This window comes from Roseateles sp. GW821-FHT02E12 (assembly GCF_059421665.1).
In genome coordinates this window covers 1041620-1056945 of record NZ_JBWKVK010000001.1, presented here as the reverse complement: position 1 = coordinate 1056945, position 15326 = coordinate 1041620, and the positions used below count along the sequence as shown (strand labels likewise).

At 69.8% G+C, this 15326-nt stretch carries 10 protein-coding genes; all 10 read left to right on the top strand.

What is annotated here, in order from left to right; genetic code table 11:
* Window positions 1–37: 37 nt before the first annotated feature.
* The 10 genes from katG (at window position 38) to AC07V5_RS05010 (ending at window position 13827) form a co-directional block, all read left to right on the top strand.
* The gene (gene katG, locus AC07V5_RS05055; RefSeq protein WP_495114524.1) at window positions 38–2194 is read left to right on the top strand and encodes a catalase/peroxidase HPI; all 2157 of its coding nucleotides are present in this window, start codon (window positions 38–40) and stop codon (window positions 2192–2194) included.
* 91 nt (window positions 2195–2285) lie between these two features.
* On the top strand, window positions 2286–2780 hold the full coding sequence (locus AC07V5_RS05050) for a Dps family protein (RefSeq protein ID WP_495114523.1): 495 nt from the start codon (window positions 2286–2288) through the stop codon (window positions 2778–2780).
* Window positions 2781–2787: 7 nt separating this feature from the next.
* A complete protein-coding gene (locus AC07V5_RS05045) occupies window positions 2788–3393 on the top strand; it encodes a type 1 glutamine amidotransferase family protein (protein WP_495114522.1) in 606 nt (201 codons plus the stop codon).
* Window positions 3394–3483: 90 nt separating this feature from the next.
* Entirely contained in the window at window positions 3484–5124 is a 1641-nt protein-coding gene (locus AC07V5_RS05040; RefSeq protein ID WP_495114521.1) for a peptide chain release factor 3, read from the top strand.
* Between the two features lie 30 nt (window positions 5125–5154).
* Entirely contained in the window at window positions 5155–5886 is a 732-nt protein-coding gene (locus tag AC07V5_RS05035; RefSeq protein WP_495114520.1) for a zf-TFIIB domain-containing protein, read from the top strand.
* Window positions 5886–7070: a tetratricopeptide repeat protein gene (locus tag AC07V5_RS05030; protein ID WP_495114519.1), complete on the top strand. Its 1185-nt coding sequence runs from the start codon at window positions 5886–5888 to the stop codon at window positions 7068–7070. The genes AC07V5_RS05035 and AC07V5_RS05030 overlap by 1 nt, the downstream gene beginning before the upstream one ends.
* Window positions 7071–7168: 98 nt before the next feature.
* Entirely contained in the window at window positions 7169–8263 is a 1095-nt protein-coding gene (locus AC07V5_RS05025; protein WP_495114518.1) for a PQQ-dependent sugar dehydrogenase, read from the top strand.
* A 163-nt stretch (window positions 8264–8426) separates the two neighbouring features.
* On the top strand, window positions 8427–9173 hold the full coding sequence (locus AC07V5_RS05020; protein ID WP_495114517.1) for a hypothetical protein: 747 nt from the start codon (window positions 8427–8429) through the stop codon (window positions 9171–9173).
* Window positions 9170–9664, top strand: coding sequence for a hypothetical protein (locus AC07V5_RS05015; RefSeq protein ID WP_495114516.1), 495 nt, complete (start codon window positions 9170–9172; stop codon window positions 9662–9664). Before AC07V5_RS05020 ends, AC07V5_RS05015 begins: the two co-directional genes overlap by 4 nt.
* 41 nt (window positions 9665–9705) lie before the next feature.
* Window positions 9706–13827, top strand: coding sequence for a hypothetical protein (locus tag AC07V5_RS05010; RefSeq protein ID WP_495114515.1), 4122 nt, complete (start codon window positions 9706–9708; stop codon window positions 13825–13827).
* Window positions 13828–15326: the final 1499 nt, after the last annotated feature.

The window sequence follows — 15326 nt, the reverse complement described above, 5'->3', positions numbered from 1 at the left end:
TTAAGCTTGGGTCTCCCCCCAGACACCAGGAGCCGACATGACCGACCCGACCCCCGAAGGCAAGTGCCCCTTCCACCACGCCGCAGGCAGCGGCACCAGCAACCGGGACTGGTGGCCCAACCAGCTCCGCGTCGACCTGCTGAACCAGCACTCCAGCAAGTCCAACCCGCTCGGTGACGAGTTCAACTACGCAGAGGCCTTCGCCAAGCTCGACTACAAGGCGCTGAAAGCCGACCTCGTCAGGCTGATGACCGACAGCCAGGACTGGTGGCCGGCCGACTTCGGCCACTACGGCCCACAGATGATCCGCATGGCCTGGCACGCGGCCGGCACCTACCGCACCACCGACGGCCGCGGCGGCGGCGGGCGCGGCCAGCAGCGCTTCGCGCCGCTGAACTCCTGGCCCGACAACGTCAACATCGACAAGAGCCGCCGGCTGCTCTGGCCCATCAAGCAGAAGTACGGCCAGGCCATCTCCTGGGCCGACCTCTTCATCCTGGCCGGCAATGTGGCGCTCGAGTCCATGGGCTTTCGCACGATGGGCTTCGCCGGCGGCCGCGAGGACGTCTGGGAACCCGACATGGACGTGGCCTGGGGCGCCGAGACCAAGTGGCTGGCCGACGACAAGCGCTTCGAGGGCGACCGCAACCTCATCGCCAGCGTCGGCGCCACCCACATGGGCCTCATCTATGTGAACCCTGAAGGCCCCAACGCCAGCGGCGACTACCTGGCCGCGGCCAAGGACATCCGCGCCACCTTCGGCCGCATGGCCATGGACGATGAGGAGACCGTCGCGCTGATCGCCGGCGGCCACACCTTCGGCAAGGCTCACGGCGCCGCGCCCGAGCACTACAAGACCGCCGAGCCCGAGGGCGCCAGCATCGAATCGCAAGGCCTGGGCTGGACCAGCGGCTTCGGCGGCGGCCACGGCAAGGACACCATCTCCAGCGGCCTGGAAGTCACCTGGACCCAGACCCCGGCGCAGTGGAGCAACCATTTCTTCGACAACCTCTTCAAGTTCGAATGGGAGGCCAGCACCTCGCCGGCTGGTGCCAAACAATGGGTGGCCAAGAACGCGCCCGAGGACATCCCCGACGCTCACATTCCGGGCAAGTTCCACAAGCCCACCATGCTGACGACGGACCTGACGCTGCGCTTCGACCCCGAGTTCGGCAAGATCTCGCAGCGCTTCCGCGACGACCCGCAGGCCTTCGCCAATGCCTTTGCCCGCGCCTGGTTCAAGCTGACCCACCGCGACATGGGCCCCAAGGCGCGCTACCTCGGCCCCGAGGTGCCGCAGGAAGACCTGATCTGGCAGGACCCGCTGCCGGCCGCCAGCCATCACCCCACGCCCGGCGACATCGCGGACCTGAAGGCGAAGATCGCTGCCTCGGGCCTGTCCGTTGCTGAGCTGGTCTCCGTCGCCTGGGCCTCAGCCTCGACCTTCCGTGGCGGTGACAAGCGCGGCGGCGCCAATGGCGCCCGCATCGCCCTGGCACCGCAGAAGGACTGGGCCGTCAACCGGCCCGTCGCGCAGGCCGTCGCCAAGCTCGCCGAAATCCAGCAGGCCTCGGGCAAGGCGTCGCTGGCCGACGTCATCGTGCTGGCCGGCGTCGTCGGCATCGAGCAGGCCGCCAAGGCTACCGGCGTGACGGTGGACGTGCCCTTCACGCCGGGCCGCGTCGATGCCACGCAGGCCCAGACGGATGTCGAGTCCTTCGCCCCGCTGGAACCCCTGGCCGACGGCTTCCGCAACTACAGCAAGGGCAAGCTCGGCGCCTCCACCGAAGCCTTGCTGATCGACCGCGCCCAGTTGCTGACGCTGACCGCGCCGGAGCTGACCGTGCTGGTGGGCGGCCTGCGTGTGCTGGGCAGCAATGTCGACGGCGGCAAGCATGGCGTGCTGACCGACAAGCCCGGCACGCTGAGCAACGACTTCTTCGTCAAGCTGCTCGACATGGGCACGGTCTGGAAGCCGACGGACGCCAGCGCCGAGATCTTCGAAGGCCGCGACCGCAAGACCGGCGCCGTCAAGTACACCGGCACGCGCGCCGACCTCATCTTCGGCAGCAACTCCGTGCTGCGCGCCTATGCCGAGGTCTATGCCAGTGCCGACGGCAAGGCCAAGTTCGTCAAGGACTTCGTCGCCGCCTGGACCAAGGTCATGAACCTCGACCGCTTCGACATCCAGTGAAGCCACGCGGCCAGCCCGCTAGCTGGCCTCACGATCCCACTGGGGCGAGCCGAATCCGTTAGGCTCGCCCCGTTATGTTTTTGGAGCCGTCATGGCCAAGAAATCCGCCGCCCCGTCCATCAGCATCGGCATCAGCGACAAGGATCGCGCCGCGATCGCCGCCGGCCTGTCCAAGCTGCTGGCCGAGACCTACACGCTCTACCTGACGACGCACAACTTCCACTGGAACGTCACGGGGCCGATGTTCAACAGCCTGCATGCGATGTTCATGGCGCAGTACACCGAGCTGTGGAACGCGGTCGACCCGGTTGCCGAGCGAATCCGCTCGCTGGGCCACCCCGCGCCGGGCAGCTACGCCCAGTTCACCAAGCTCAGCGGCCTGCCCGACGCGCCCGCCGTGCCGCCCAAGGCCATGAAGATGGTCGAGTTGCTGATGCAGGGCCACGAAGCCATCGCCCGCACGGCGCGCGCCATCTTCCCGCTGGTCGACAAGGCTGGCGACGAGCCGACGGCCGACTTGCTGACGCAGCGCCTCACGGTGCACGAGCAAACCGCATGGATGCTGCGCAGCCTGCTGGAAGAGTGAGGACGGCATGAAGGTCGCCATCCTGACCTTCGACGGCTTCAACGAGCTCGACAGCTTCATCGCGCTCGGCCTCATCAACCGGCTGTACGCCCGGGGCTGGTCGGCCGCCATCACCAGCCCGAGCGCGCAGGTCACGTCGATGAACGGCGTCGTCGTCACGGCCCAGCAGCCGCTGGAATTCGCCAATGAGGCCGACGTCGTGCTCTTCGGCAGCGGCATCCACACCCGCGCCATCGCCGCCGACAGCGCGCTGCTGGACCGTCTGCAGCTCGACCCGGTGCGCCAGCTCATCGGTGGCCAATGCTCGGGCACGCTGCTGATGGCCCGCCTGGGCCTGTTGGCCGACATGCCCGCCTGCACCGACTCGACCACCAAGCCCTGGGTCGTCGAAGCCGGCGTGCGCGTCATCGAGGAGCCCTTCCACGCCCGCGGCCCCATCGCCACGGCGGGCGGCTGCCTGGCCTCGCAATACCTGGCCGCCTGGGTCATGGCCTCGCGCGCCGGGCTGGACGCCGCGCGCAGCGCGCTGCACTACGCGGCACCGGTGGGCGAGAAGGACGCCTACGTCGATCGGCTGCTCGGCGTCGTCAAGCCGTTTCTACCGCCCGTCTGACAGCCATCGCTTGCGGTTTCACGACCTGTGGTCAGCGAGAGCGACAGGGTAGCCACGGATAATCCCGGGTTAGCCCGCTAGAAGAACTCCATGTCCGAACCCACCGCCAGCCGCATCGAGACGGAAGTCCGCCGCCGCCGCACCTTCGCCATCATCAGCCACCCCGACGCCGGCAAGACCACGCTGACGGAGAAGCTGCTGCTGTTCTCGGGTGCGATCCAGATCGCCGGCTCGGTGAAGGCGCGCAAGGCCAGCCGGCATGCGACGTCGGACTGGATGGAAATCGAAAAGCAGCGCGGCATCTCGGTGGCGTCGTCCGTCATGCAGATGGAATACCGCGACTGCGTCATCAACCTGCTGGACACCCCGGGCCACCAGGACTTCTCCGAAGACACCTACCGCGTGCTGACCGCCGTGGACGCGGCGCTGATGGTCATCGACGCGGCCAACGGCGTGGAACCGCAGACGCGCCGCCTGCTGCAGGTCTGCCGCGCGCGCAACACGCCCATCCTGACCTTCGTCAACAAGATGGACCGCGAGGTGAAAGACCCGCTGGCGCTGATGGACGAGATCGAGCAGGAGCTCGGCATGACGGTCGTGCCCTTCACATGGCCGGTCGGCATGGGCAAGCAGTTCCACGGCGTGATGGACCTGCGCCAGCAGCGCATGCGCGTGTTTGCGCCGGGCGAGGACCGCGCGGCCGGCACCGAGGAAGTGCTGGAAGGGCTGGACAACCCGGCCTATGCCGAGCGCTTCGGCATGCAGTACGAGCAGGCCGAGGGCGAGATCGAGCTGGTGCGCGAGGCCGCGCCCGAGTTCAACCGCGCCGACTTCCTGACCGGCAAGCAGACGCCGATGTTCTTCGGCTCGGCGGTCAACAACTTCGGCGTGCAGGAGGTGCTGGACGCCCTCGTCGAGCTGGCCCCGCCACCGGACGCGCGCGTCGCCATGCAGCGCACCGTGCAGCCGGAGGAGCCCAAGTTCACCGGCGTCGTCTTCAAGATCCAGGCCAACATGGACCCGGCCCACCGCGACCGCATCGCCTTCCTGCGCGTGGCCTCGGGCCGCTTCGAGCGCGGCATGAACCTGAAGGTGGTGCGCTCGGGCAAGACGCTGCGCCCCAACAGCGTGGTGACCTTCATGAGCCAGAAGCGCGAGCTGCTCGACGAGGCCTTTGCCGGCGACATCATCGGCATCCCCAACCACGGCGTGCTGCAGCTGGGCGACACCATCACCGAAGGCGAGGCGCTGCAGTACACGGGCCTGCCCTTCTTCGCGCCGGAAATGTTTCGCGCCGTCGAAGTGGCCGACCCGCTGAAGACCAAGCAGCTCAAGGCCGGCCTGCAGCAGCTGGGCGAAGAGGGTGCCATCCAGGTGTTCCGCCCCATCGCCGGCAGCGTGCTGCTGCTGGGCGCCGTCGGCCAGCTGCAGTTCGAGGTGGTCGCGCACCGGCTGGAGCACGAGTACGGCTGCAAGGCCCGCATCATGCCGAGCCGCTTCCAGGTTGCGCGCTGGGTCACCTGCGCGCCCGAGGATGGCGGCGAGAAGGAGCTCAAGCGCTTCATCGACGCCAACGACCACCGCATGGCCTACGACGCCGTCGACGCGCCGACGGTGCTGGTGGAGTACGCGCCCGAACTGCGTGCCATCGAGAGCAACTGGCCCAAGATCAAGTTCCACGCGCTGCGCGAGCACGCGGGCCTGGTTTTCCAGCAACGACTGGACGGCTGAACGACACGGGCGGGCGTCTAACATTTGACGATGCCGACTCCCGCCTCAAGACCCTGCCCCTCCTGCAGCGACGCGATGCAGGTGCAGACGCTGCCCGCGCACCACGGCGCGCAGGTGGAAATCGACTTCTGCTTCGGCTGCCAGGGCATCTGGTTCGACAGCATGGAGAACCTCCGGCTTGCTCCCGAGGCGATCGCGACGATGTTCAAGGAAATGCACCGGCACCGCGACGCACCGCATGCGCCGCTCGCCGGGCAGCTGCATTGCCCGCAATGCCGCGGCGGCCTCGTGCAAGGTTTCGACGTCGTGCGCAGTGGCCGCTTCATCACCCACCGCTGCGAGAACCGGCACGGGCGTTTCAGCAGCTTCTCGTCCTTCATGATCGAGAAGGGCTTCGTGCGCCAGCTCACCAAGCCCGAGATCGCCGACATCGCCAGGAAGGTGGGCGTCATCAGCTGCAGCAGTTGCGGCGCACCGGTGGACCTGCGCAAGGAAGACGCCTGCTCGCACTGCCGCTCGGCGCTGTCGCTGCTGGACCCCGAGGCGGTGGAGAAGGCGCTGCAAAGCTACGCCAAGGCGCCTGCGCAGCAGGCGGCCCCCTCGACCGCCGTGGCAGATGCCCTCGTCGCGATGGCTCGCGAACGCACGCGAACCGAACGGCGGGATGCCTGGCCAACCCACTCCAGGTTCACAGGTGCGGCAATTGCCGTGGACCTGTTCGCCGTCGGCCTCAACCTGGTCAGCAGCCTCTGGGAAGACTGATGCCCACCGACTTCGACAAGGGCCTCGCCCTGCACCAGCAGGGCCGCTTGGCCGAGGCCGAGCCGCTGTACCGCCGCATCCTGCGCACGGCGCCCAAGAACTTCGACGCCCTGCACCTGCTGGGCGTCCTCTGCGGGCAGACCGACCGCTTCGACGAGGCGTACACGCTGCTCACCCAGGCCCTGGCGCTACGACCCGACAGCGCGCCGGCGCTGAACAACCTCGGCAACACGCTGGGCAGCCTGGGCCGCCACCAGGAGGCCGTGCAGGCCTTCGAGCGCGCGCTGGCCGTGCGCCCCGAAGACGCCAAGGCCTTGCGCAACCGCGGCACCAGCCTGCGCGCGCTGGAGCGGCCCGTGGAGGCGCTGGCCAGCTTCGACGCCGCCCTGGCCCTGCAGCCCGACTACGCCGATGCGCTCATCGGCCGCGCCGAATCCCTGCTGACCCTGCACCGCCGTAGCCAGGCCATCGCCACCTTCCAGCAGGCGCTGGCCCTGGGCAAGGAGGTCGACCAGGTCCGCTACGCACTGGCCTCGCTGGGCGTGGGCGACGCGCCCACCACCGCGCCGGCGGACTACGTCGAAGCCCTGTTCGACACCTACTCGCACACCTTCGACGAACACCTCGTCCAGCGCCTGGGCTACCGCACGCCCGAGCTGCTAATGGCCGAGCTGCAGCGCGCCCACCCGCCCAGCGGCGTCGACGTCATCGACCTCGGCTGCGGCACCGGCCTGTGCGGCCCGCTGCTGCGGCCGCTGAGCCGCCGCCTGGTGGGCGTGGACCTGTCCGGCCTGATGCTGGCCAAGGCCCGCGAGCAGGGCCACTACGACGAACTCGTGCAGGGCGACATCGCCGGCGTGCTGAAGGAACGGCCGCAGCAGTTCGACATCGCCGTCGCCGCCGACGTCTTCGTCTACATCGGCGACCTGGACGCCGTCTTCGCCACCACTGCGGCCGCACTGCGCGCGGGTGGCCTGTTCGCCTTTTCCGTCGAGGCCTGCAGCGCCGATGCAAGCAGCGACTTCCGCCTCGGCCCCACGCGCCGCTATGCCCATTCCCTGGCCTATCTGCAGCGCCTGGCCGCCGCCCACGGCCTCGCCGTCGAGTCGTCGCAGCGCTGCGTCATCCGCAAGGAAAGCGACGAGGGCGTCGAGGGCTTGCTGGTGGTGATGCGCCGACCTTGAATTCCCCGGGCATCGCCCGCCCATGCCGCCCTCGCCCAACGCGCGGCGCCATGCACTGCGATGATGCCGACCCCTTTCCCCGCCTCCCCAGCCATCCGATGAGCAAGCGCCTCCTCCCCCTGGCCGTGGCCCTGAGCTGCACCCTCGCCCAAGCCGCCCCCGAACTCGAAACCGTCGTCGAAGGCCTCAAGACGCCTTGGGCCGTGGCCTTCCTGCCCGACGGCCAGTTGCTCATCACCGAGCGCGACGGCGCGATGCGCACCGCCAAGCCCGGTGGCAAGCCGAGCGCGCCCATCGCGGGCGTGCCGGCCGTGGACGCCGTCGGCCAGGGCGGCCTGCTGGACGTGCAGCTGGACAGCGACTTCGCGCGCAACCGCACGATCTACTTCTGCTACGCCGAGCCTGGCGCCGACAAGAAAACCAACAGCACGGCCCTGGCCCGCGGCCGCCTCAGCGACGACGCCAAGCGCCTCACCGACGTCAAGGTCATCTTCAGCCAGAAGCCCAAGGTCGAGAGCAAGCACCACTTCGGCTGCCGCATCGCCGAGGCGTCGGACGGCAAGCTCTTCCTGAGCCTGGGCGAGCGCTTCAGCGGCATGCAGAGCGCGCAGACGCTGGACAACCACCTCGGCAAGATCGTGCGCGTGGGCAAGGACGGCAGCGTGCCCACCGACAACCCCTTCGTGAACACACCCGGCGCCCTGCCCGAGATCTGGAGCTACGGCCACCGCAACTCGCAGGGCCTCGTCATCGACGCGCAAGGGCGCCTGTGGGAGCACGAGCACGGCCCGCAGGGCGGCGACGAGCTCAACCTCATCAGCCCGAAGCTGAACTACGGCTGGCCCGTCATCACCTACGGCGAGAACTACGGCGGCGGCAAGATCGGCGACGGCATCTTTGCCAAGACCGGCATGGAACAGCCCGTCGTGAAGTGGGTGCCGTCCATCGCGCCCGCGGGCCTCGCGCGCCTCAAGAGCGCCAAGTACGGCCCGGCCTGGCAGAACAGCTTCTTCATCGGCTCCCTGAAGTTCGGCCACCTGGAACGCGTGAAGCTCGATGCCGACAACCGGCCCGCCGAGCAGGAGCGCCTCTTCCCCGACGCCGGCCGCATGCGCGACGTGCGCGAGGGGCCGGACGGCCTGCTCTACCTTGTGCTGGAAGCGCACGGCCGCATCGTGCGGGTGAAGCCCTGAGCGGTGAATAGCGATCCCGCGGCCACCCCTGGCCGCGGGATGAATTCGCCACCTCGGTGAACTAAGTTTCTCCGTTGGCCCTGTTTGAACGCGTCTCCCTCGCCACGGCAGCGGGGCGAGGACGAGGGCGATGTTGGGTTGCGCTGCCTCAACAGGAGCACGCATGAGCATTCGAACCCTCTCCCGAGTTGGCGCGCTGACGCTGGCCGCCCTGTTGGCGCTGGTGCCGGCGGCCCTGCAGGCGCTGAGCATCGACGTGAAGTGCGGCGGCAGCCTCGTCGGCAGCATCACGGTGGCGGCCGATGGCAGCGGCGTCAAGGGCAGCTTCGTCAGCAGCGTTGGCGGCCCGCCCGCCACACTGGCGGCCGCCGCCGCTGCCTGCAATGAAGACCACTTCAACTGGTACCAGGTCCGCGTCGGCGGCGGTGCCCCGCCACCCGCGGCCGACGGCACCATCCCCACCATCCCCTTCGTCGACCCGCCTCCCGGCGGCTGGGGCTACGGCTGGGCCGACAAGCTGCCCTGGTACTGGGACGAGACCTCGCCCGCCAACGGCAAGAACCCCGACGGCACGCCCTACGACCCCGGCTACCAGCTCAAGAACCAGAGCGGCGGCAACACGCTGAAGTTCGAGGACTACCCGGCCGGCGGCAACAAGATCTTCAATACCTGGCTCGTGAGCCTGAACGCGGACGGCAGCTTCCACAGCTGGCACGAGGGTTTCAGCTGGACCTACACGGGCGGCGCCACCAACAGCGTGGGCGGCATCGCAGCGCTGGCTGCCTTCCCGGCAGACACCCAGTACAAGGACCTCATCGGCGGCTTCGCCACGGCGGTGCCCGAGCCCCATCCGGCAGCGCTGTTGCTGCTCGGGTTGGCGGCGCTGTCCTGCTGGCGCAGGCGCGCATGAAACGACTGCCTGCCTGGACCGCGCTGATGCTGGCCACCGGCTGCTGGGCAGGCACGGCCACCGTGCACCGTCTGCCGCGCGACAGCCCGCCCCAGCGGGAGATGGCCGCCGTCGTCGCGGCCGAAGCGGCGGCGCCCGCGGCCCTCGCCATGCAGCTGGCCGCGGCCGGGCCGGCAGAGTTCGTGGCGGGCACCCGGCTGATGCTGCTCAGCACCGGCCCTGTGCTGGACCAGCCCGACCAGGCCACCGCCCTGGGCTGGCAGCGCGAGGGTATGCGCCTGAGCATCACCGTCGAGCACAGCCGCGTGCGCGCCACCGGCCAGGAGCTGGAGCGCAACATCGGCTGGCGGCCGCTGCTGCAGGCCGCGCTGCCCGACGGCTTGCCGCCCGGCGACTACACGCTCAGCGTGCATTGGCTCATTCCCGGTGCGCCGCTGCCGCCCGAGTTCAGCCAGACGGTGGCGCTGCGCCTGCGGGCGCGCCCGCCCTAGAAAGTTCTGCGAGCATGCGGCCCTGAACCCAGGGAGGGCTCATGCTGCTGATTGCTCCGTTCGCACGCTCCATTCATGCCGGGCTGCTGGCGCTCGCCGCCGTGGCCGCTGTAGCCGCCCAAGCGGCGCCACTGACCCCCGCCGAGCTGCCCGCCACGGCACGCGACTGGCTGCCCTGGGCCGCGCAAGGCCATCCACCGCTGGGCTGCCCGACGCCGATGGATGCCGCCGAGCCGGCCGTCTGCGTCTGGCCCGGCCGGCTGCAGCTCGGCGCCGGCGCGCGTGATGCCACTTTCCGGCTCGAAGTGCAGGTGTTCGGCGCCCCGGCGCGCGTGGCCCTGCCCGGCGAGGCCGGCGCGTGGCCGCAGGACGTGAAGGCCGGTGGCAAGGCGCTGGCGGTCGTCGAGGCCGACGAGCACCCGGCCGTCTGGCTGGCGCCGGGCACGCATGTCGTCGAAGGCCGCATCGTCTGGGCGCAGATGCCGCAGAACCTCGCCGTGCCCGATGGCCTCGCCGCCATCGTCGTGACCAGCGACGGCGCCACGCAAGCCCGTGCGCCGGACGGTGAAGGGCGGCTGTGGCTGCGCGCCGTCGCCAGCCCCGCCGAGGCCAGCGACAGCGTCAGCATTCAAACCACGCGCCTCGTCGACGACGACCTGCCGCTGACGGTGACCACCGCCATCGAGCTGCGCGTGGCCGGCCGCGCCCGCGCCGTGGAGCTGCCACTGGCCCTGCTGCCAGGCCTGCGCGCGATGCAGCTGGACAGCCCCTTGCCCGCCCGCCTGGCCGATGACGGCCGCCTCGTCGTGCAGGCCCGGCCTGGCAACTGGCACATCGAGCTGCGCGCGCGGCTGAACGCGCCGGTGCAGGCGCTGACGCTGCCCAGCACGGCAGCGGACGAAGAGGTCTGGGTCGTCAAGGCGCAGCCCGCGCTGCGCCTGATCCGCCCCGAAGGCCCGGCCAGCGTGGACCCGCGCCAGGTCGAGATGCCCGCGGACTGGCGCGCGCTGCCGGCCTTCCGCCTCAAACCCGGCGAGGCACTGAAGCTGACCGAGCTGCAGCGCGGCAACGCCAAGCCCGCGCCCGACACGCTGACGCTGGCGCGCCGGCTGTGGCTGGACTTCGACGGCCGCGGCCTGACGGCGAGCGACCGGTTCGAGGGCCAGCTGTCGGCCAGCTCGCGGCTGTCCATGCCCGCGCCCGGCCAACTCGGCCGCGCGGCGCTTGCAGGGCAGGACCAACCCATCACCCGCCTGGCCACCGATGGCCCCGCCGGCTTCGAGGTGCGCCAGCGCAACGCGCGCATCGAGGCCGACAGCCGCTGGCCGCGCGACGGCGCCCTGCCCGCCAGCGGCTGGAGCGCGAGCGTGGATGCCTTGAGCGCCACGCTGCAGCTGCCACCCGGCTGGCGCCTGCTTCACGCGCAGGGGCCCAGCCGCGCCGACGGCGCCTGGGTGGCGATGTGGACGCTGTGGGACTTCTTCTTCGTGCTGCTGGCCGCGCTGGCCGCTTACCGGCTGCTGGGCTGGCGCGTTGGCGTGCTGCTGGGCGTGGCCCTGGCGCTGACCTGGCACACGCCCGGCAGCCCGCCGGCGGCGTTGTGGTTCGGGCTGCTGGCGCTGACGGCGCTGGCTCGCCTGCTGCCGGCGGGCCGGGCGCAGGCCGCGTTTGCGCGTGGCCGTTTGGCGGTGGCCCTCATGTTGGCGCTGGCATTGCTGGTGTTCGCGGTGGCCGAGCTGCGCCAGGCGATCTATCCGAGCCTGGAGCGAGACGGCCTGGCCTGGGGCATGGCCAAGCAGGCGGCGCCCATGGGGGTACGCATCGTCGAGGAAGAGATGGTGCCGCCGCCCGAACTGCAGGTGACCGCGCCAGCCCCAGCCCCGGCCGATCGCAAGGCGCCCGCTGCCGAACGGCGGCTGGAGTCCGTCGTCGTCTCGGGCAGCAGGGTTCGCAAGGACGCCTACGCTGGCAGCGACCTCGGCCGCGTCGACCCCGGTGCCCGCGTGCAGACCGGCCCCGGCCTGCCGACTTGGCGCTGGCGCGCCCACCAGCTCAGCTGGAGCGGCCCCGTCACGCCCGAAGAGACGCTGAACCTGTGGCTGCTGCCACCCTGGGCGACAGCCTTGCTCAAGCTCGTCGGACTGGGCCTGCTCGCGCTGGCGCTGGCGGCCGTGGCGGGCTGGAAGCTGCCTCGCCTGCCGTCCCTGCCGCGGGTTGGCGGCGCTGCGGCCGCGGCCCTGCTGCTGGGCTTGAGCCTGGCGCCGCAACCGAGCGAAGCCCAGGCCTCTTCATCGGCACCGTGGCCCAGCGACGAGCAGCTGCAGGCGCTGCGCGGCAAGCTCGCCGCGCCGCCCGATTGCCTGCCACGCTGCGCTGAGCTGGCGCGCCTGCTCGTCAGCGCGTCGGGCTCGGCGGTGCAACTGCGCGCCGAGATCCACGCCCAGGCACTGGTGGCCGTGCCGCTGCCCGGCCAGGGCACGGGCTGGCAGCCGGCCAGCGTGCTGCTGGACGGCCAGCCCGCCGCTACGCGGCGCGACGACGAAGGGCGCCTGCTGATCGCAGTGCCAGCCGGCGTGCACCAGGTAGTGCTGACGGCCGACGTCGGCAACGCCAGCGGCCTGGACATCGCGCTGCCGCTACCGCCGCGCACGCTACAGACGGAACTCAAAGGCTGGACGCTGGCCGGCCTGGACCCGCGCGGCCAGAGCACCGGGGCGATCACGCTAAGCCGCGAGGCCGTGGCCGGCAGCACCCGCACCCAGGACGCCGGCACCCAGCGCGACGCGCTGCCGCCGCTGGTGCGCGTGGACCGGCGCCTGGAGATGGGCCTGCGCTGGCAGGTGCAGACGCGCATCGAGCGCCTGGCCGCGAGCCGGGCACCGCTGCGCGTGCGCTGGGCGCTGCTGCCGGGCGAGGCCGTCAGCGACGCGCGCGTGACGGTGGACGACGGCGTGGCCAGCCTGCAGCTCGGCGGCGAGGAAACAGCCGAGGTCGCCAGCAGCCTGCCGCCTGCCGAGGCGCTGACGCTGGTGGCCGGCAAAGAGCCCCACCAGGTCGAGCGCTGGACGCTGGCCGCGTCGGCGCAATGGCATGTCGACGCGAGCGGCTTGGCCGCAACGGCGCTGCAGCAGGGCGGCGAATGGCTGCCCGAGTGGCGGCCCTGGCCCGGCGAGACGCTGAAGCTGGCCATCGCCAAGCCCGCCGGCGTGGGCGGCCAGACGCTGACGCTGGACGACGTGCACACCACCCTCAAGCCCGGCGAGCGCAGCAGCGACGGCGAGCTGTCCATGCGCCTGCGCACCAGCCTCGGCGGCACGCACGCGCTGAAGCTGCCGGCCGGCGCCGAGCTGCTGGAGGTACAGATCAACGGCCAGAAGCTGGCCCTGCAGCTGCGCGACGGCGCCCTCAGCCTGCCGCTGGCGCCGGGCCAGCAACTGGTCGACATCCGCTGGCGCGAGCCCGCCGGCATGGGCGCGCTGTGGCGCCACAGCGGCCTGGCCCTGGGCCTGCCCGGCGTCAACGACGCACTGACGCTGAACGTGCCTGAGGACCGCATCGTGCTCGCCGTGGGCGGCCCGCTGATCGGGCCGGCCGTGTTGATCTGGGGCGCCCTGGGCGTCGTCATCGTGCTGGCCTGGCTGGCGCCGCGTGGCCTGCCGGGGCTGATGGGCCGGCCGGCCTGGATGGTGCTGGCCCTGGGCGTGGCGCCGGTGTCGCTGGGCGCGCTGGCCGTGCTGGCCGGCTGGTTCGGCGCGCTGGAGGCCCGGCGCCGCTGGGGCCCGCTCGGCCGGCGCAGCCTGCGCATCGCCGTGCAGATCCTGCTCGTGCTGCTGACGCTGGCGGCCATCGGCGCGCTGCTGGACGTGCTGCGCACCGGCCTGCTGGGCTACCCGGACCTGCTCGTCGCCGGGCCGGGGTCGAGCAGCACGCTGCTGAACTGGACGAGCGACCGCTTCACCGAGCACACGGCCAGCGCCTGGGTGCTGAGCGCACCGGTGTGGCTCTACCGCGCAGCCATGCTGGCCTGGGCGCTGTGGCTGGCGGTGTCGCTGCTGCGCTGGGTCGGCTGGGCCTGGGCCGCGTTCAGCGCGGGTGGGGCGTGGCCGGCGAAGGTGGCCAAGGTGGTGGTGAGCGAGGAGAAGAGCGAGAAGGGGAGCGAGTGACGAGCAGTTCAGGAGTCAAGTGTTCGTCCGTCGCTTGGGTGACGGCAGACGGCCAGCAGCAGTCACCCTCGGGCGGCTGGTATGCGGAGGCCAGCATGGCCGATCGGCACAGGTTCGGTTGCCAGGTTTCCATGAGGGAAATTCCACCGTTGCGCCGGGGTCGAGCGGCCGGCAGAGTCGCGCCGATGAATGCCGCTTTTCACATCAATTTAATGGCGCCCAGTTTCGGTCTGTCGGACGAATTTCCCATGCTGCACAAGGCCTTACCGCGAGCCTCATGGACTTGGTTAAACAGCAGCCGATGGAGTTATGCGGCACGACGCGCTGGATTAACTAATAGTTCGGCCTCATGAAAAGACTGTTTGCCTCCCCGCAGGGTATCGGTCAAACGAGACTCTGGCTGTATGCGGCCCTATCGGCAGCGCTAGCTTGTGTGGCTGTGCCGTGGTTCGGTTCTGACGACGGCATTCCGAACGCTTCAGACCTTGCCGCTGCGACGGGCCAAGTCGCTTGGGTAGGTGCTCATAGATATGGCGTGAAATTCCGATTCGCAGGCGACCCTCGCGTATTCGACTATCCATCGAAGGCGCGTGCAAATGGGTTGGTTGAGAACTCCCTCTCCGCGGCAGCGAATCAGCCAGTCATTGTTCGCTTCAATCCAAAGCCTCGCAGGCCGTTGCTCGTCGACGGCGATGTCTTTGATGCATGGGAGATCGCTGTTGGTGGCAAGCTAGTCCGATCTTGGGCAGACTCGGCGGAGGGCTGGCGATCTGACAACGCAGTGAGGCCATGGCTTGCGGCCTCGTTCGGATTCGGTGCCGTTTACCTATCCCTGGCTGCACTGCGTAAGCGTAGATCGAGCGACTTCGTATGAGGCCGAACCAGTCGCTCGAGCCGACTCGCGTCGGCAAGCCGCCGCTCGCGGCTCAGCTTCAACGTTAGCCAGCATGGAAGAGCGTGAGGTCTTCACTTTCCGGAACCGTGGGATCGTAAGTTGGCTTGCGGGGGTTCTAGCCTTGGCGTCACTGATCGGTGCGCTGTCTCCACCCGCGTTCTGGCTCGCTCCTGTCGGCTTCCTCTTCATCTTTGTCGCTGCTATCGCGCACTCCTTTCGCACCGGCCAGTGGCTCTCATGGCAGCGATGGGAACCTCGCCTAAATTGGTTAGAGGGGTGGGCCGCTTCAACCGGTGGTGTGTTAGTCACGGCTGCTGTCGTGAGCTACCTTTTCGCAGGGTGAGCCATGCGGGCCAACCTTTCACTGCAGCGGATTGCTTCGCCGCCCGCTTAGCTTTCACGTTAGGCGGCTCAGCGGGACTCTCGGCCCAAATCAACCCTCTTGTATGCGCAACAACCACTCTCAAGACCCGTCAGTCATCAAGCAGAAGATGAGAGCCTTGCGAAGGTACTTCTACTTCAATGTTGCACTGGCGTTGGGTGGCTTGTTCGTCATAGGCGTTGCATGCCTGTACCTTCTGCCAAACAAGAGCCTTCTAGTCAT

Coding starts and splice junctions, on each gene's coding strand:
- AC07V5_RS05040 (WP_495114521.1), top strand. CDS start 3,484: ATGTCCGAACCCACCGCCAGCCGCATCGAGACGGAAGTCCGCCGCCGC.
- AC07V5_RS05045 (WP_495114522.1), top strand. CDS start 2,788: ATGAAGGTCGCCATCCTGACCTTCGACGGCTTCAACGAGCTCGACAGC.
- AC07V5_RS05030 (WP_495114519.1), top strand. CDS start 5,886: ATGCCCACCGACTTCGACAAGGGCCTCGCCCTGCACCAGCAGGGCCGC.
- AC07V5_RS05050 (WP_495114523.1), top strand. CDS start 2,286: ATGGCCAAGAAATCCGCCGCCCCGTCCATCAGCATCGGCATCAGCGAC.
- AC07V5_RS05015 (WP_495114516.1), top strand. CDS start 9,170: ATGAAACGACTGCCTGCCTGGACCGCGCTGATGCTGGCCACCGGCTGC.
- AC07V5_RS05025 (WP_495114518.1), top strand. CDS start 7,169: ATGAGCAAGCGCCTCCTCCCCCTGGCCGTGGCCCTGAGCTGCACCCTC.
- AC07V5_RS05020 (WP_495114517.1), top strand. CDS start 8,427: ATGAGCATTCGAACCCTCTCCCGAGTTGGCGCGCTGACGCTGGCCGCC.
- AC07V5_RS05010 (WP_495114515.1), top strand. CDS start 9,706: ATGCTGCTGATTGCTCCGTTCGCACGCTCCATTCATGCCGGGCTGCTG.
- AC07V5_RS05035 (WP_495114520.1), top strand. CDS start 5,155: ATGCCGACTCCCGCCTCAAGACCCTGCCCCTCCTGCAGCGACGCGATG.
- katG (WP_495114524.1), top strand. CDS start 38: ATGACCGACCCGACCCCCGAAGGCAAGTGCCCCTTCCACCACGCCGCA.